Source organism: Flavobacterium sp. GT3R68, assembly GCF_007109225.1.
GTDB lineage: Bacteria > Bacteroidota > Bacteroidia > Flavobacteriales > Flavobacteriaceae > Flavobacterium.
Map to the genome: position 1 here is coordinate 177159 of NZ_VJZK01000001.1, position 17914 is coordinate 195072.

The 17914-nt window shown below is 41.4% G+C and carries 10 protein-coding genes and 1 pseudogene; 6 read left to right on the forward strand and 5 right to left on the reverse strand.

Annotated elements, in window-relative coordinates; genetic code table 11:
• Positions 1–21: 21 nt before the first annotated feature.
• Together FNW07_RS00820 and FNW07_RS00825 are read right to left on the reverse strand one after the other, a co-directional pair.
• On the reverse strand, positions 22–7068 hold the full coding sequence (locus tag FNW07_RS00820; protein ID WP_126743252.1) for a YDG domain-containing protein: 7047 nt from the start codon (positions 7066–7068) through the stop codon (positions 22–24).
• A gap of 188 nt (positions 7069–7256) precedes the next feature.
• Positions 7257–7850, reverse strand: coding sequence for a hypothetical protein (locus tag FNW07_RS00825; RefSeq protein ID WP_126743251.1), 594 nt, complete (start codon positions 7848–7850; stop codon positions 7257–7259).
• A gap of 39 nt (positions 7851–7889) precedes the next feature.
• On the opposite strand from FNW07_RS00825, the gene FNW07_RS00830 reads away from it, so the two are divergent.
• Genes FNW07_RS00830 through FNW07_RS00840 form a run of 3 tightly spaced genes read left to right on the forward strand, consistent with a single transcriptional unit; the run spans position 7890 to position 9557 of the window.
• Positions 7890–8342, forward strand: coding sequence for a 6-carboxytetrahydropterin synthase (locus tag FNW07_RS00830; RefSeq protein ID WP_126743250.1), 453 nt, complete (start codon positions 7890–7892; stop codon positions 8340–8342).
• Positions 8343–8358: 16 nt separating this feature from the next.
• Complete coding sequence (locus FNW07_RS00835; protein WP_126743249.1) at positions 8359–9114, forward strand: UDP-2,3-diacylglucosamine diphosphatase; 756 nt, start codon at positions 8359–8361, stop codon at positions 9112–9114.
• Positions 9115–9146: 32 nt separating this feature from the next.
• Entirely contained in the window at positions 9147–9557 is a 411-nt protein-coding gene (locus FNW07_RS00840) for a DoxX family protein (RefSeq protein WP_126743248.1), read from the forward strand.
• 18 nt (positions 9558–9575) lie between these two features.
• On the opposite strand, the gene recJ is transcribed toward FNW07_RS00840, so the two are convergent.
• Positions 9576–11303 carry a single-stranded-DNA-specific exonuclease RecJ gene (recJ, locus tag FNW07_RS00845; protein WP_126743247.1) on the reverse strand — a complete coding sequence of 576 codons (1728 nt, stop codon included), beginning with the start codon at positions 11301–11303 and terminating at the stop codon, positions 9576–9578.
• A gap of 149 nt (positions 11304–11452) precedes the next feature.
• On the opposite strand from recJ, the pseudogene FNW07_RS00850 reads away from it, so the two are divergent.
• Positions 11453–12754: pseudogene (locus FNW07_RS00850) on the forward strand (adenine deaminase C-terminal domain-containing protein).
• Between the two features lie 6 nt (positions 12755–12760).
• On the opposite strand, the gene rsmI reads toward FNW07_RS00850, so the two are convergent.
• Both rsmI and FNW07_RS00860 read right to left on the reverse strand, forming a co-directional pair.
• Complete coding sequence (gene rsmI / locus FNW07_RS00855; RefSeq protein WP_126743246.1) at positions 12761–13462, reverse strand: 16S rRNA (cytidine(1402)-2'-O)-methyltransferase; 702 nt, start codon at positions 13460–13462, stop codon at positions 12761–12763.
• A gap of 40 nt (positions 13463–13502) precedes the next feature.
• Entirely contained in the window at positions 13503–14546 is a 1044-nt protein-coding gene (locus tag FNW07_RS00860; RefSeq protein ID WP_126743245.1) for a hypothetical protein, read from the reverse strand.
• Between the two features lie 248 nt (positions 14547–14794).
• Between FNW07_RS00860 and FNW07_RS00865 the strand changes: the two genes are divergently transcribed.
• Both FNW07_RS00865 and FNW07_RS00870 read left to right on the forward strand, forming a co-directional pair.
• Positions 14795–15415, forward strand: coding sequence for a thymidine kinase (locus tag FNW07_RS00865; RefSeq protein ID WP_126743244.1), 621 nt, complete (start codon positions 14795–14797; stop codon positions 15413–15415).
• 3 nt (positions 15416–15418) lie between these two features.
• Positions 15419–17863 carry a bifunctional UDP-N-acetylmuramoyl-tripeptide:D-alanyl-D-alanine ligase/alanine racemase gene (locus FNW07_RS00870; protein ID WP_126743243.1) on the forward strand — a complete coding sequence of 815 codons (2445 nt, stop codon included), beginning with the start codon at positions 15419–15421 and terminating at the stop codon, positions 17861–17863.
• Positions 17864–17914: the final 51 nt, after the last annotated feature.

A 17914-nucleotide genomic window follows, 5' to 3' on the forward strand; every position in this document is an offset into this window, starting at 1 on the left:
TTTTTAAATCTTAATCAATCTTTAATTTATAACCTTAACGGTTACAGTTTCCTCATTTTCAGACACAATCTTGAATAACAATGCTGCTGTGCTGGTATTCAATCCCGATAGTATCGCTGTATTACTGTTAATTCCGGATTGTTTGAAAATCATTCGGCCGTGGATATCAAATACAACAATCTCTTTCATCGTGATGGCTTTGGTATTCACATGGAAAACACCCTGGTTCTTGTAAACTATCACTGATGCTTTATCAAACGTGTTGTTTGAAACCGTTAATGTATTACTGTATACCACTTCAAAACGGGCATCAAAAGTTCCTGCATCTGAATAAAAAGTATATGGAGCCGTTTTAATATTATGGACTAATCCAGTTGTAAGGTCTCTGATAAATACTTCCTGTGCATCCAAAAACAGACCGTCCATCATCGCTAATGTAATTGTGTAATTTCCGGCAGTAGCCGCTTTGAATCCAAGCGAAACGACATCTGCTGAATTAAACGGCAGTGAACGTCCCTGAATCGTGAAATCCTGTCCTCCAATTTTCGATGACAAAGCACTTCCGTTATTACCATAGGCTAAACCGTCATAATCACGATCTACTGCTTCTGTTGCTCCTTCGGCATAGGCAATCATTATTTGATTGAAGGTACTTCCCGTGGCATCGGTTAAATTAAACCACAAACGGTGTCTTTCCAATGGTGCAGCCGTCGTCATATTCGTTTTGAAGAACTGATTAGCATTGTCGCCAACACGCATCGCATTGGTAAAATTCGCTGTTCCTGAGGAAGTAGCTTTTACCAAAAATCCTTGTCCTGCGTGAATAATCCCGTTTGGCACATTTGCCGGAACACCTGAAGTCCCTAAAGTAGCAGAAGTTCCACCTGAACCTGAATTCCATAGCGCATAATTGGTTCCTGCCGGGAACTGTCCACTGGCGTTCATCGTTAATGTATGCGCATAAAAATACAAGGTCCCATTAATAGCAGGATTATTGGTAGCATTAACAAAAGTAGTTCCATTAATTGCCGATGGATAAGGATTTCCTACCAAATTATACCCAGTTCCTGAAGTTTCCAATGTATAGGATGTGGCACCGTTGTTAGGTACTCCGCTGAAAATCCCTAGCCATACCTGAGGTGTAGTGGTATAATTATTAGGAGCACGAACTGCAAAACCTTTGGCCGGCGTGAAAATCGAAGCCGCAGACAGACCAGTAGTTACATAGGTATTGGTTGCGGTGTTATACACATAAAAACGATTGGTCAATGTTTGTGGTGAAAAAGCAAACAAATTTTGATTGGCAACCGGAGAAGACCATAACGTATGATCCAAACGCACCTGTAAAGCCGAATTTCTTTTCACTGTAATGGCACCTGTATTGGCAACATCATTGATCTGAATTAGATTGGCATTGTTCTCAATGGTCATTGTACCCGCATTCACAATTGCATCTGTTACCGTTAAATTATTACCTGATGAAACCGATAAAGTCGCCCCTGCATTTATTGTAAGATTATAAGCAGAAGCAGAAGTTGCAATTACAGGCTGATTGGTTACGGCAGGAATTAAAACCACTGTAGACAAAGTAGGTATCGATCCACAACTCCAGTTTCCAATATCATTCCAGGAAGTACTTATCGCTCCGGTCCAACTATTGGTTACGTTTGTTACGGTAATCGAGGCTTCTGCCGAACTGCCACAGTCCGCAGTAACATAAGCATAATAAGTTCCGGCTCCTGCAACAAAAGTACTTCCGGTTTCTAAGTTTGTTCCCGTTCCTCCGGTGCCAGTCCACCAAGTCACTGATGCATTGTCTCCAGTTATTCCGTTAGCAGTCAAAGTGGTTGTAGCTCCAGAGCATACTGGGTTAGAAGCTGCAGTTACAGAAGTTATTCCAGCAGGTGTTTTCACGGTTACCGTTGCAGAACCTGTTTGTGCCTGTGAACAAAATTGACCTGCAATACTAACTAAGTTATAAGCAAACGCTCCGCTTGTACCAGTTGGCACCGAAACCGTAACACTGTTACCCGCAGTCGTTGTTACCGTCTGATTAGAACCTCCGTTGATATTATAGGTAAATGTATAAGGCGCCGTTCCGCTTGCCCCTGTAAAAGTGATATTCGGAGCACTTGCATTATAGCAAACTGTTGCTGTTCCTGAAATTGTTGCCGTTGGCAAAGGATTTACCGTCAAAGAAACTGTATTGCTGCTTGTACAGCTATTCGCTGTTGCAGTAGCGGAATAAGTAACACTTGCTGATGGTTTGGCATAAACTGTAGAAGAACTTCCTCCTGAATAAAGAGTGGTTGCTGCTGCGTCGGTATATAAATCCGTATTAGGAGTCCATGTTATTGCCGATGGTTTAGTAAAGCTAAATTTAAGGTTATTTCGTGTTGAATAAGTAAAAGAAGGTGCTCCTGCATAATTATCAATTGTTGCTGAATCTACATTATCAATACGATAATAAGCGGTACTGACAAATGCGGTAGTACTGTAATATGCTGTATTTGTTGGTGTTGTCGCTCCTGTATTGTTATTAGTGTAATTGATTCCAATTAACAAATTGCTCGTTCCGTCCCAGGTAAAATTAGTTGAAAATGGGATGTTGTTATAACCCGATGTTGGGAAATAAGGTGAACCCCCAGAATAAACCGTAGTCCATCCCGTTGCTACCATAGCAGTGGTAGAAACAGAAGTAGCTGCCGTATTTTGTAACTTAACTTTCAGATTACTTAGTCCATATGTATTATCAGCAACGGCCAGCTGCAATTGTAATGCAGAAATCACCGATCCGGCTGACAGTCCCATACTACTTAGCGTTGCGGCCTGCACCAGCATTTGTTGTTTCGCGCCGCCGTAAAAATTTTGAAATGGGTTTGGCCCAAGTCCAATAGTACTAACAGCGGCACTCGTTGTTGCTGTTCCTGTTCCTACGCTGCCGGATCCTATATAAGTACTCGTGGCGGTAAGTGGTTGAATCGCTCCACTGCAGATAGTTGCAGAAGTCGGTGAAATAGTTACCGCAGTCGGTGCCTCGTTAACACTGACAACGGCTGCAGCAGACGTAGTTATTGCACATGCCGTACTGCCTGTAATAACGACATCGTAGCTTGCTGCATCAGCCGATGTGGCAGATGCAATAGAATAAGCAGATGATGTGGCTCCTGATATATTTACGCCATTTTTTCTCCACTGGTATGCAGTAGCTCCACTGGCACTAACACTCAAATTAATTGCACTTCCGGTACATAAGGACTGGGTTGCTGGCTGGGTTGATATTGAAGCTAATGTACCTGAACAGGCAGTAATATATCCGTTTAAGGTTAAATTATCAAGTCTCCAGTTACCGGTACTGCTTCCTCCATAGGGATAAATTCTAAAGGTGGTTGCACTCATCACATCAGTAAATGATGTCCCCGACAATGAAACAGTTGCACCAACAGTAGGAGCACCTGAACCTATTGTCGTTGCATAAATTCCAGAACCAAGATTAGAAGTATAGCCATCCGCACTTGATCTTACAACAAAATTAGTTGCTCCTGCCGCCGTACCCAACTGCATAAAGGTCAATGAGGTTGATGTTAATAGCTGACCACTCACAGGCGTTACGGTAAACTGTATATAATTATTTGTATTCACCGTTGTTCCCCAACCTCCTGAAACTGATAAATTATAATATCCGCTTGTTGTAGTGCCTGTAACTGTATTTGGGCTTACATCAGCATAAGTAAGATTTGCATTTGGAGTACTGACTATTAAATTACTTGCAAACTGATACTGACCAAGGCTTACACTTCCTTGTGTCACACTCAGACTTTGAGCAACATCCGAAGCAGCATTATAATTCCCGCTACCCGCCTGTGAAGCGGTAATAGTTGTCGTTCCAATACCGGTAATATGAATGTTACCACCAACAATCGTTGCAACGGCAGTATTCGAACTTACATAAGTAATAGGATTAGTTCCTGATGTTGTAGAAGTAGCGCCAGGACTGTAATCTGCATCTGTTGTCGTCTTTGGCGCTAGTGCTCCAAAAACAATCGTCTGATTGGCTTTAGTAATATCAGCCGTTCCGGTTGGCTGCGTTAATGTATAATTGCCCGCATCAGCGCCTGACTTAGTGTAACTAACGGTAACGGTCAAGGCCGTTCCAACATTTGACTGTGAAAAAGTTCCCGTACCACTACCAAGAGTAACCACATCACTCAATAATACGCCGCTTAGCGAACCGCCGCTTAATGTAGCTGCAGTAGTACCATCATATACCTTATTGTTGGCAGTAGCACCTGTAACTGTTAAAGTGGCAGTAGTGATATTTGCCGATATTCCTGTCGGTTGTGCAGCCGTATAATTTGATGTAGGTGCGGTATATCCTGATACGGTTATTGCCTTAGCTGTACCTACTACTTTTGTAGCAAAAACATATACCGGAGTTCCAGTTACTGTGTAAGTTTCTCCATTTTGCAAACCCGAATAAGCGGCTGTACCAGTTACTGAAGCTGCGGTTGTAGCATCATATACTTTGTTTACACCAGTCAGCCCTGTTATGGTCAATGCCGCTGCTGTAATATTAGCTGTTAATCCTGTTGGCTGCGTCAGCAGATAATTTCCTGAATTCGCACCTCCAAGAACCAATGATGGAGTTACTACAATACCGGTACCAACGTTAGCACTCGCAAAAGTTCCTCCACCACTTACCGTAACTGCATCCGGCGCAATAACCCCTACCAAAGTAGCACCTGTTATTGCAGCAGTTGTAAGTCCATTGTAAGTCTTATTAGAAGCAGTCGCTCCTGTCACCGTCAAAGTTTTTACTGTAATATCAGCACTCAGGCCTGTAGGCTGTGTTAATGTATAATTTCCTGCATTAGCACCACCCAAAGTCGATGTGGAAGTAACAACAATTCCAGTTCCAACGTTTGCCGAAGCAAAAGTCCCTGTTCCGCTGTAAGTAACTACATCAGCACCCACAACTCCTGTAAGCGTGCCAACCACCGTTGCCGCTGTAGTTCTGTCGTAGATTTTGGAGTTCGCCGTCGCACCAGCCAAAGTAAGCACTTTCGCCGTGATGGTATATACCAAAGTAGCGCTGCCGCTTCCTCCGCCGTTGATCGCTGAAATTGTAACACTATAAGTTCCTACGTTTGCGGTTGGAGTACCTGTAATCTCTCCCGTACTTGTATCCAGGCTTAGTCCCGCCGGCAATCCACTGGCAGAATAAGACGTCGGTGTATTGGTAGCGGTGATAAAATAAGAGGCCGATGCAACGCCATAAGTAGCTGATGCCGTTAACGCACTAGTAATTACAGGCGTAGCAAACGATGTTATATCTGCCGTCAATCCAGTTGGCTGCATCACAGTATAGTTACCTGAAGCAGGGCCACTGATAGTATATCCTGAAACTGTAACTGCCAATCCGGTACCCACTGCACTCTGTGAAAAATTAGCAACATAAGGTCCTGCAACAGTGACATTACCCGAATCACCTGCAACAACACCGAATAATGTAGCCGTGCCGCTCAAAGTGGCTGTGGTAGTGTTGTCAAACACCTTATTGTCAGCTGTCAACCCGGTAATAGTCAATGCTTTTGCAGTAATATCTGCTGTCAGACCCGTAGGCTGTGTAAGAGTATAATTTGTTGATGGTGCAGTATATCCTATAACTGTAATGGCTATTCCTGTACCAACACCTGCAGTCGCAAATGATAAACTAGGTGTACCCGTTACCGAAAAGCTTTCTCCATTAACCAGACCTGAATAAGCAGCAGTTCCTGAAGATGCTGCCGCAGTCGTACCATTATATATTTTATTTACTCCCGAAAGTCCTGTAATTGTTAGACCTTTTGCAGTAACTGAATTACCCGAGGCAGATGTCGTGATATTCACAGACGTTGCCCCTGTACTCGAAAGCACTATATTTTGCGAATTATAAGAACCGGTTACAGCCGCTGCTGCTTTTAAACGAATATATAAGGTCCCGCTTGCACTTCCTGCTGTTTGAGTATAAGTCGCTGTCGAACCAAAAGTTATATTATCACTCGAAACCTCAAAACCGGTTGGAGCAGTAGCCACAAGATTAGCAGTTAAGTTGCTTCCCGAAACAGCGAAACTTTGCGCTGTTGAAACAGTACCATAAATAGTAGTGAAAGCGGCTGCGGTGGCAGCACCGGTAATTGTAGGGGTCGGACCTGCGGTTGTGAAATTTACTGGATTACCCGTACCACTTGCATAAGTATTGTATACTTCTGAAAGTGCCGCACCATCGAATTCACAAACCATCACACGGTAAGTGCTAGATGCAGACAAGCCTGTTACCGTAACACTTGGCGTTCCTGTGTTATTAAAAACACAATACCAGCCTGTTGCGCCTATTTGAGTACCAGAACCGAAAACTGTATTAGCAGTATAAGTTGTGCTGTTAACAGGCAAAGCCGAACCACTACTGGAAGCTGAAATAAACATAGCCCTTTTCGCGCCAGAACCATTGGAACAGGAAATAGCGGCTATAGAGGTAGGAGTTATTGCTCCTGATGTTATAGCGGTTGCTTGAGTGGTTCCTTTAATATCAACTGAATACACTCTTGCACCAGCTGTCCCGGTTGCATTAGGTGCGGTAACTCGTATTTGAGCCGCAGAGTACACAGCCGTGGCGGGCATAACAACAGTCTGTGTCCCTTTAGTACTTGTTGTCGCTAGTAAAGCCCCTATTTGCGTCCAAGTGGAACCATTATAATATTCAACTTTAATTTTATCAGAATTAGTAACAATTGTTCCAAAAGACTGCAACGAAAGAGAAACTGATACATTACTGTAAAGTGAAAAATTCATTGCCGGGGAAGTCATACTGTTTGTCGTAAGAGTAATCATTTTCCAATAGTCAGTTGCGGCATTATTTGTTGCTGCTGTGATAGTCCATCCTGCATTTCCCGCCGGAGCATTTTGCGCCGGAAGATATAATTGAGGCACAATTGCTGTTGTTTGTCCCGATCCACTTAAAGACAAAAACAAAAAGGCAGTTAAAACCAAAAATGAACGTAAATTTTTAAAATGTAAAGTTTTTCTCATAACTGTATTTTAATATAAATTAGGAGCACAAATATATTACGTCACTATTTGATGGGATTTCATCAATCTTAAGAGAAAGATATACAACACCATAACCGCCGTTTTTTATTTTTTTGCGCCGACAAATATATGCAGAAAACTCATTACGAAATCATTATGCAATATTATTTTATTGTAAATCTTTTACTTTAAGTACCAAAGGCCTTTCTTGTTGAAGCAGAAAGGAATAAAATGTAAACCTGCTGAAATATTGCAGGTAACCGCAACGGTAATATGGATTTCTTGCAATCTGACTTAGCTATATGCCACCTCCATTTACAATTATGCCACCTCCATTTACAATTATGCCTCCCGCATTTACAATTATTGCTCCCGTATTTGCAATTATAGCTCCCGCATTTTACAATTATACCTCCCCGTTTTACAATTATGCCTCCCGCATTTACAATTATTGCTCCCGTATTTGCAATTATAGCTCCCGCATTTGCAATTATACCTCCCCGTTTTACAATTATGCCTCCCGCATTTGCAATTATCGCTCCCTGTTTTGCAGTTATACATCCCCGTTTTACAATTATGCCTCCCGCATTTGCAATTATTGCTCCCCGTTTTGCAGTTATACCTCCCCGTTTTACAATTATGCCTCCCGCATTTACAATTATTGCTCCCCTTTTTGCAGTTATACCTCCCCGTTTTACAATTATGCCTCCCCGATTTAGAATTACGGCTCCCCGACCTATAATTATGGCTATCCGCCGTAGGGACATCGAAAAGGAATACATAAAATAAATTCACTAAATTTGCCAATCAAATGCAAAGCAATGAGTAAAATCAGAATTACAAAACAATTCAGTTTCGAGACCGGTCATGCTCTTTTTGGTTACGATGGGAAATGTAAAAATGTCCACGGCCATAGTTATAAACTGTCCGTTACTGTTATTGGAAACCCAATTACCGATAATTCTAATGTGAAATTCGGAATGGTGATTGACTTTACCGATTTGAAAAAAATTGTAAAAGAAGAAATTGTCGACCAATTTGATCACGCGACCGTTTTTAACAAAAATACCCCACATATTGAACTGGCCAACGAATTGAAAAGCCGGGGACATGACGTGATTTTGGTCGAATACCAACCCACCAGTGAAAACATGGTCATTGATTTTGCCAAAAGAATTCAGGACCGTTTACCCAAAACCATCGAATTACACTCGCTGAAACTTCAGGAAACGGAAACCTCTTTCGCCGAATGGTACGCCAGCGATAATTTGTAATTCCAAAACCAGCCTTATGCAGTTATCCCAAAATAAAAAAATTTACTTTGCCTCCGACCAGCATCTTGGGGCCCCTACAGCCGAACTGAGTTTTCCAAGAGAACAAAAATTCGTCGCCTGGCTTGATGAGGTGAAATACGATGCGGAAGCTATTTTTTTATTGGGCGACCTGTTTGATTTCTGGTTTGAATATAAAACGGTGGTGCCAAAAGGATTCGTCAGAGTCTTAGGAAAACTGGCAGAAATCCGGGACAGCGGTATTCCTATTTACTTTTTTGTAGGGAATCACGATCTATGGATGAGTGACTACTTTGAGAAAGAACTGAATATTCCGGTATACCACACCAATAAAGAGTTTGTTTTCAATAACAAAAAATTCCTCATTGGGCATGGTGATGGCCTCGGTCCTGGGGACAAAGGATACAAAAGGATGAAAAAGGTCTTTAAAAACCCATTTTCGAAATGGATCTTCAGATGGCTGCATCCGGATGTGGGTATGCAATTAGGGCACTATCTTTCGGTAAAAAACAAGCTAATTTCCGGCGACGAGGACGTCAAGTTCCTTGGAGAAGAAAAAGAATGGCTCGTATTATACGCCAAACGGAAATTAGAAACCCAGCATTTTGATTACTTTATTTTTGGGCATCGCCATCTTCCGATGCAAATCGAAGTGGGCGAAAATTCCCAATACATCAATCTGGGCGATTGGATCGGCTATTTTACGTATGGCGTTTTTGACGGAACTTCTTTTGAACTGAAAAAATTCAAATAGTAACTTTCCACTTAAATATTTAATTTCACAGTATGGCATCTAACCTTTCTCCGCAAAAATCTTTACAGATCTTCCGTATCATCCTTCCCCTATTCCTTATGATTCATGGTTTATTCCGTTTAATTTCAGGCGGGGTGGACGGATTTGGAATCTTTTTGGACAGTAATCATTTTGTTGGCGGAGCAGTAATTGCATGGTCGCTTACCATACTGGAAATTGTGGGGTCATTGTTTATTATCTTAGGTTATTTCGTCAAATGGCTCTCGTTGCTATTTATTTGCGAACTGATTATGGGTGTTGTTTTGGTACACGCCTCAAATGGATGGTTTGTAGTGGGCGGAGGTTCCGGAGGCATCGAATATAGTCTGTTACTAGTTTTAGGATATCTCTTACTTGTCTTTTCAAACCCACAGCCTCTTACGGAAAGTCAAAAAAAGCTTTAAGCGAAGATTTGATAAAGGCTATTCTACTAATCTAATATCTTTCAATCGCAATTGTGCGGTAACAATTCCATTCCATTCGTTTTCATCAATGCAATACGCGGCTTCAAACGGTTTTTGATTTACCGTTAAATCCATTTTGTCCCCTAATCCAAAACCAATCGCGGCAATACCTTCAGAATTATTCTGTTTTACGAAAAGTTTCAGATGTTCATTATCAGCGCCTAATTTTTTTGGGTAACCGGTATCTTTTATGTTTTTAGAAACAAAAATCGGGGTCATGTTTTGTGGGCCGAAAGGTTCGAATTGTTTCAGGATCCGGATTAATTTTGGTGAAATGTCTGCAAAATCAATTTCAGCATCAACAGAAATTTCCGGGGTCAGCATATCGGGATGAATGGTATCTTCGACTACTTTTTCGAAAGCTTCTTTGAACGCCAGATAATTTTCTTCTTTTAATGTCATTCCGGCCGCATACATATGTCCGCCAAATTGTTCCAAATGCTCCGAACACGCATCTAAAGCATTGTACACATCAAAACCCTTAACCGAACGGGCCGAAGCCGCCAGTTTATCACCGCTTTTAGTAAAAACAAGCGTCGGACGATAATACGTTTCAATCAGCCGTGATGCCACGATACCAATCACGCCCTTGTGCCAGTCCGCCTGAAAAACAACCGTGGAAAAACGTTTCTGTTCCTGATTGGTTATAATCTGCAGCAATCCCTCTTTCGTAATCTGCTTGTCCAAATCTTTCCGATCGGAATTGTATTTCTCGATTTCGGAGGCAAACTGCTGTGCCTGTTCAAAATCAAATTCCGACAATAATTCTACCGCATGGTTTCCGTGTTTAATACGTCCCGCGGCATTGATTCGAGGCGCAATGATAAAAACAACGTCGGTGATGTCTAAAGTTTTCTTTTTTATCTGATGACCCGAGACCGAAGGTCGAATTGACGAAGTAATAAGTGCTTTGATTCCGGGACGCGGATCAGCATTGATCACCTGAAGTCCAAAATGTGCCAAAACCCGGTTTTCTCCTGTCATCGGGACAATATCTGCGGCAATGGCGGTCGCTACCAAATCCAGATACGGAATTAAATCCTCGATTGTCTGATTTCGGTTTTGACCCAAAGCCTGAATCAGCTTGAATCCGATACCGCAGCCACATAATTCATCGTACGGATAGGTGCAATCGTTCCTTTTCGGGTCCAATATTGCCACTGCTTCCGGCAACACATTTCCGGGTCGGTGATGGTCGCAAATCACAAAATCGATGTTTCTTTCTTTGGCGTAGGCCACATGATCAATAGATTTTATGCCGCAATCCAATGCAATAATCAATGAAAATCCGTTGTCGTCGGCAAAATCAATTCCTTTAAAAGACACGCCGTATCCTTCATCATACCGGTCGGGAATGTACGTCGCGACATTCGGATAATGGGTTTTCAGATAGGAAGCCACCAAAGAAACTGCCGTTGTTCCATCCACATCGTAATCCCCGAAAACAAGAATATTTTCGGCATTGGATATCGCCAATTCAATTCGGGCCACCGCCTTATCCATATCTTTCATCAAGTATGGATCGTGCAATTGATCTAAGGTGGGACGGAAAAAGTTCCGGGCTTCTTCAAAAGTTTCAATGCCGCGTTGCACCAAAAGCGTGGCGACAAAATCTTCCACATTCAGGGCTTCGGCGAGGTTTTTAATTTTTTCTTCGGAGGGTTTGGGTTTGATGGTCCAGCGCATAATTTTAGTTTAAATGAAAGGCGTTTAGTTGAAATCCAAAATTAGTATAAATTTCAATACGCTGACAATTACTTATTAACAGCAAAAGGCGTTTGGTAACTGCTTCGAAAAAAGAATTACTTTTGCCCCCTCATTCTTAAAAAGATACCATGTACATTCAGGGACAGATTGTAGATATAGCCAACAGACGCATTTATTCGGGCGAAATAATTGTCGAACAAGGAAAAATTGTTTCAATCACCGAAAAACAGCATGCCAATACAAACTATATCCTTCCGGGATTTATCGATGCCCCCATCCATATTGAAAGCTCGATGCTGGTTCCTTCCGAATTCGCCAAAATTGCAGTCCTTCACGGAACCGTCGCCACTATTTCCTACCCCCATGAAATTGCCAATGTGTTGGGAAAGCAAGGTGTTTACTATATGATAGAAAACAGCAAAAAAGTACCGCTGAAATTTGAAGGTGCTCATCCGGGAAGGAAGTGCCGCTAAAAATTTCGATACGTTAATTCCGTTGCTTTCCGAAAACTAAGAAAACATGATGTTCTGTTCCGATGACAAACATCCGGACGACTTGATTCTGGGTCATATTGATGCTTTATGTGCGAGAGCTGTAGCAAAAGGAAGCGATGTTTTTAAAGTCCTTCAGGCCGCCTGTATCAATCCGGTGAAACATTATAAAATGGACGTGGGGTTACTTCAGCAAAATGACCCTGCCGATTTATTGTAGTTGAAAATCTAACCGATTTTAAAATCATCCAAACCTATATCAACGGGAAGCAGGTAGCCTCAAACGGGAAATCTTTTGTGGAACATATTCATTTTGAAACACCAAATAACTTTAATATCTCTAAGAAAGAAGTAACCGATTTTGAAGTAACCAGCGTAGCTACTACAATTAGGGTCATCGAAGCTTTGGAAGGTCAATTGGTTACTAATGAAATCCATCACAAAGCCTTGATTCAGGACGGAAAACTGGTTTCAGATACTGAAAATGACATCCTAAAAATGGCTGTGGTCAACCGCTATCAAAACACGGCGCCTGCGATTGCATTTATTAAAAACTTTGGTTTAAAAACAGGCGCAATTGCGAGTTCAGTAGCACATGATTGCCATAATATTGTAGTGGTAGGCACTTCCGATGAAGAAATCTGCAAGGCCGTTAACCTGATTATTGAAAATTCGGGTGGGATTTGTGCTGTCGACGGCGACGAAAGCAAAATATTGGCTTTGCCTGTTGCCGGAATCATGAGTGATAAAGACGGATGGGAAATTGGAAAATTATACGAAGAAATAGACACGATGGCCAAAATGATGGGCAGCAAATTGAAAGCTCCGTTTATGACATTGTCTTTCATGGCGCTTTTGGAAATTCCCGATTTGAAATTATCCGATAAGGGATTGTTTAGCGGGAATACTTTTTCATTCGTGGATTTGGAAATCGAATAATCGAACTTATTCCGAATCTCTCTTATTTTCCTTAACTACGATTTTCCCGCCAACCACGACAACGATTTCGCCTTTTGGCGGCTTGTTTTCAAAATGGGTCAGTACTTCCCGAACCGTTCCGCGGACATTTTCCTCGTGCAGTTTGGACAATTCCCGTGACACACAAATCGGTCGGTCTTCGCCAAAATAAGTAATAAATTCCGCCAAGGTTTTCACCAATTTATGGGGAGAAACATATAGAATCATCGTGCGCGTTTCTTCGGCCAAAGCCAAATAACGCGTCTGTCTTCCTTTTTTATCAGGCAGGAAACCTTCAAAAATAAATTTATCATTGGGTAATCCGCTGTTCACCAAAGCCGGAACAAAAGCGGTAGCTCCGGGAAGGCATTCCACATCGATTTTATTTTCAACACAAGCTCGGGTCAGCAAAAATCCCGGATCGGAAATGGCCGGTGTTCCTGCATCGGAAATTAGCGCAATGTTTTCGCCCGATTTCAATCTCGAAATTAAATTCTCGATTGTTTTGTGTTCGTTGTGCATATGATGGCTGTGCATGTGCGTGCCGATTTCAAAATGCTTCAACAATTTCCCACTGGTGCGCGTGTCTTCGGCCAAAATCAAATCGACTTCCTTAAGGATTCGGATCGCCCTGAAAGTCATGTCTTCGAGATTGCCAATTGGCGTGGGAACAATATATAATTTGGACATAGCTGAAATTTAAACCCAGAATCGGGAGTGTGTGTTTAATTTATGAAAATCTTCTTTCGACAATTTCCATAAAACGCTGGGCATAATCGTCTTTCCCTTCCCAATTGTGATAATCCGGCTTGACCATCTCGTCAATAAAAATCTGTGCTTCATCAAAACTGTCAAAAGTGCTCAACTGAGAAACCACACGGTTCAAATCCTCGCTGCTTCCTCCAAACAATTGTTTTTCGAAGGCAATTTTATCATTCAGTCCGAAAGTGATCGGTCTCTTGATATCATTATTGGTACGGACAGGCTTTGGTTCGTCGCGGAATTCCTCACGCTCAAAAAATGTTTCTTTTGATTGGATTACTTCATCGTCTTCCTGGTGATTTTCTACTTTGGTGAAAACTTCCGGTTCTATTTCATCAACGATCGCTTGCTCTTCTTTTTTCTCCGTTTTCTGAACGCGTTCAAAAATTGGCTCCGAATGCGAACCGCCCAATAAATCCTCAAACGAGATCTGTTTGATTTCCCTTTTTGGTTCCTTTACTTCAAATGCGGGCTCTTCTTTAAACAATTCGAAATGTGGTTCAACATCGTTATTTGCTTCTAATTCCGCAATTGGTTCTTCAATATCTTCTGAAATTTCATGTTCGTCAACAATGGCAGTTTCTTCCAAATCCATTTCCTCCTCCACGGTTCGTTCAGCTTCTTGCGAAACCATTTCTTCTGTGTCCTCTGCTTCTTCCGGAACAGTTTCCTTTATTTCTTCAGCAATTTCCTCTTCCAGTATTTCGGGAGTGGTTTCTACTTTTTCTTCTTCAATATTCTCCGGCGCATCCTCCATTTTATTGGTGATTGCCGCAGTACCTGTAATTGCACTTTCATTTCCTTCAAAAGCACTATTCAGCTTCTCCTCTATTTCTGCCTGTCCAATAGTTGGTTTTACCTCAGCAAAATTTTCTTCCAGAAAACGTAAAACAGACAATTTCTCGTATAACTTCTGGGTTTCCTGGTGCAACTGAATGACTTCCGACTTATTTTTTAGCTTTAAAATTCTATGTGCAATGCTGATTAAATCGGCTTCCAACTTTTTTTTCATAACTTTTAGAATTATAGTGAATAAGGCGTGTCATTTTTAAATAAAATCTTTCCGTAGTTTTATTTATCTAAAGGAAGAAGAAACCTTTACCTACAATATTTATATTTTGCAAATAAGTGTTAGTGAATCTTCGATTTGATAAAATTTTTATACTTTTGAAACGACGTAAAAGTATAAAATTTTTAAGTCGGTTTATACCATTACAAAGTAATAAAAACTATTCATTTTTACGAGCAGAAAAATACAAAATGTTTCTCGAAAATACAGTAAATCATAAAGAACAATTTGGGTGGATCGAAGTCATTTGCGGTTCGATGTTTTCGGGTAAAACCGAAGAGCTCATCCGACGATTGAAAAGAGCGCAATTTGCCAAGCAAAAAGTCGAAATTTTCAAGCCGGCCATCGATACCCGCTACCACGACGAAATGGTAGTGTCGCACGATTCCAATGAAATCCGCTCGACGCCTGTTCCTGCCGCCGCCAATATTGCCATCCTTGCACAAGGTTGTGACGTGGTGGGCATTGATGAAGCGCAGTTTTTTGATGATGAAATTGTAACAATTTGTAACGATTTGGCCAATCGCGGTATCCGTGTCATTGTTGCCGGATTGGATATGGATTTCAAAGGCAATCCTTTTGGTCCGATGCCAGCGTTGATGGCTACAGCCGAATACGTGACCAAGGTTCATGCGGTATGTACCCGAACCGGGAATTTAGCCCATTACAGTTTCCGAAAAGCCAACAGCGATAAACTCGTAATGCTCGGTGAAACCGAAGAATATGAACCCTTGAGCAGGGCCGCCTATTTTTATGCGATGAAGCAAAATCAGGAAAAAGAAAACGAGCACGATATTCCAAGTAAAGACTAACTTTTGAGTTTCACCATAGAAAATATCGCCCCCATTGTGAATGCCAAATGGTCTGGGCAAACCGACTCCATGCCGATTGACCATATTTCCATTGACAGCCGTTCGATGCAAAATGGTCCGACCACGCTTTTTTTTGCCTTGAGCGGAGCCAACAATGATGCCCATAGCTATATTGAGGAGTTAATCAAAAAAGGGGTTCGGAATTTTGTAGTTACCCATATCCCTAAAAAAGCCCAGGACAAAGCCAATTTTTTACAGGTTGAAAATACCCTGGATGCTTTGCAGCAATTTGCTGCCTATTACAGGGGGTTATTTGATTTTCCCGTAATCGGAATTACCGGAAGCAACGGAAAAACCATCGTTAAGGAATGGCTTAATTTTCTGTTGAGTCCCGACTATCATATCATCCGAAGTCCTAAGAGTTACAATTCACAGGTCGGCGTCCCGTTATCGGTGATTTCGATCAATGAAAAACACAATTTGGGGATTTTTGAGGCCGGGATTTCGACCATCAATGAAATGGCGAAACTGGAAAACATCATCAAGCCAACTTTGGGGATTTTAACCAACATCGGTTCTGCACACGATGAAGGTTTTTCAAGTCTGGTAGAAAAAATAAAAGAAAAACTGAAACTTTTCAGCCATGTAAAAGTTCTCATCTATAATAAAAACCCATCGGTTGACCCATTTATCAACTCCAATATTCAAACCTTCAGTTGGAGTTTTACAGATAAAAGTGCTGATGTTTTCATTACTGAAAAAACAATTGCTGAGAATACCTTCTTGCAGCTGCAAACCGGGAAAACTGATTTCGAGATTGAAATCCCGTTTTCGGACGATGCCTCTGTGGAGAACACTATTCAGTGCCTGATGGTTTTGCTTCATTTGGAATATGATTTAAAAACCATTCGGGAACGCATTGCGTTATTGTATCCGGTCGAAATGCGTCTGAAGGTTAAGAATGGCATTCATAATTCGACCCTGATCGATGACAGTTACAGTTCGGATTTCCAGTCGCTTAAAATTGCGTTGGATTTTCTGGAAAGCCAGAAACATCATAAAAAGAAAACATTAATACTGTCGGATATTTTCCAAAGCGGCTTATCCAATGACGAATTGTATTCGAGAGTATCCCAATTGGTTGTTTCCAATAAAATCAACAGGATCATCGGTGTCGGCGAAACCATTTCGGAATTTAAAAATCAGTTTTCACACTGCATTACTTTTAAGAACACCGACGATTTTATCACCGCCTTTGACAGTTTGAGCTTTGGCAATGAAACCATCTTAATTAAAGGAGCGCGGGCTTTTGAATTTGAAAAAATCGTGGCACTGTTGGAGGAGAAAACCCATGAAACGGTTTTGGAAATCAACCTTAACGCCATCAGCCATAATTTGAATTTTTACAAGTCAAAGTTAAAACCCACGACCAAATTAATGGTAATGGTAAAGGCTTTTGGATACGGAAACGGCGGATTCGAAATTGCCAAACTGCTTTCGCACCATAAAGTGGATTATTTAGGCGTGGCTTTTGCCGATGAGGGAATTGCATTAAAAACGGCCGGAATTGAGTTGCCAATTATGGTCCTCAACCCGGAAACCACGAGTTTTGCCGCCATTATCCAACATCATCTGGAACCGGAAATCTATAGTCTGAAAGGCCTTAAAGCATTTCTTAAAATTGCAGAACAGAAACAATTGCATCATTATCCGATACATATAAAAATAGACACTGGTATGCACCGTCTGGGTTTTGAAGCCGAAACCATTGCCGATCTGACTGCAACTCTGAAGGAAAATAAATTCGTGCATGTAAAAAGCATCCTGTCACACATGGCGACCAGCGACGATACAGAACACGTTGATTTTGCCAATGCCCAGATTAATTTGTTTGAGAAACTTTCGTCTCAATTGATGCAGGAATTGCATATTAAACCCATCCTTCATTTATTGAATACATCGGGCATTTCGAATTATCCTCAGGCACAATACGACATGGTGCGTTTAGGAATTGGTTTGTACGGGGTTTCAAACGATGCGGAAGAAACCAAGCATCTCGAAAATGTAGGTACGTTAAAATCGGTTATTTCCCAAACAAGAACCATTCAGGCGGGAGAGAGCGTGGGTTACGGCAGACGTTTTTGTGCTGTCAAAGAAACCAAAATCGCCACAATTCCTATTGGTTACGCTGATGGTATTTCGAGGCATTGGGGTAATGGACTAGGTTATGTGATGATTAAAAATAAAAAAGCAATGATTGTGGGCAGTATCTGCATGGATATGCTGATGGTGGATATTACCGAAATAGACTGTAATGAAGGAAACGAAGTCATAATATTCGGAAAAGAACCAAGTGTTTCCCTTATTGCAGAAAAACTCGAAACCATTCCGTACGAAATTCTGACCAGTATTTCACAAAGGGTAAAACGGGTTTTTTACAGAGAATAAAAAATTAAATTATTAATATAAAAATACTTTTGTTAATTTAGCAGGACACTA

Bases quoted from the DNA above. Each gene is read 5' to 3' on its own strand.
- FNW07_RS00820 (WP_126743252.1), bottom strand. From the start codon at position 7,068: ATGAGAAAAACTTTACATTTTAAAAATTTACGTTCATTTTTGGTTTTA.
- FNW07_RS00825 (WP_126743251.1), bottom strand. From the start codon at position 7,850: ATGTATTCCTTTTCGATGTCCCTACGGCGGATAGCCATAATTATAGGT.
- FNW07_RS00830 (WP_126743250.1), top strand. From the start codon at position 7,890: ATGAGTAAAATCAGAATTACAAAACAATTCAGTTTCGAGACCGGTCAT.
- FNW07_RS00835 (WP_126743249.1), top strand. From the start codon at position 8,359: ATGCAGTTATCCCAAAATAAAAAAATTTACTTTGCCTCCGACCAGCAT.
- FNW07_RS00840 (WP_126743248.1), top strand. From the start codon at position 9,147: ATGGCATCTAACCTTTCTCCGCAAAAATCTTTACAGATCTTCCGTATC.
- recJ (WP_126743247.1), bottom strand. From the start codon at position 11,303: ATGCGCTGGACCATCAAACCCAAACCCTCCGAAGAAAAAATTAAAAAC.
- rsmI (WP_126743246.1), bottom strand. From the start codon at position 13,462: ATGTCCAAATTATATATTGTTCCCACGCCAATTGGCAATCTCGAAGAC.
- FNW07_RS00860 (WP_126743245.1), bottom strand. From the start codon at position 14,546: ATGAAAAAAAAGTTGGAAGCCGATTTAATCAGCATTGCACATAGAATT.
- FNW07_RS00865 (WP_126743244.1), top strand. From the start codon at position 14,795: ATGTTTCTCGAAAATACAGTAAATCATAAAGAACAATTTGGGTGGATC.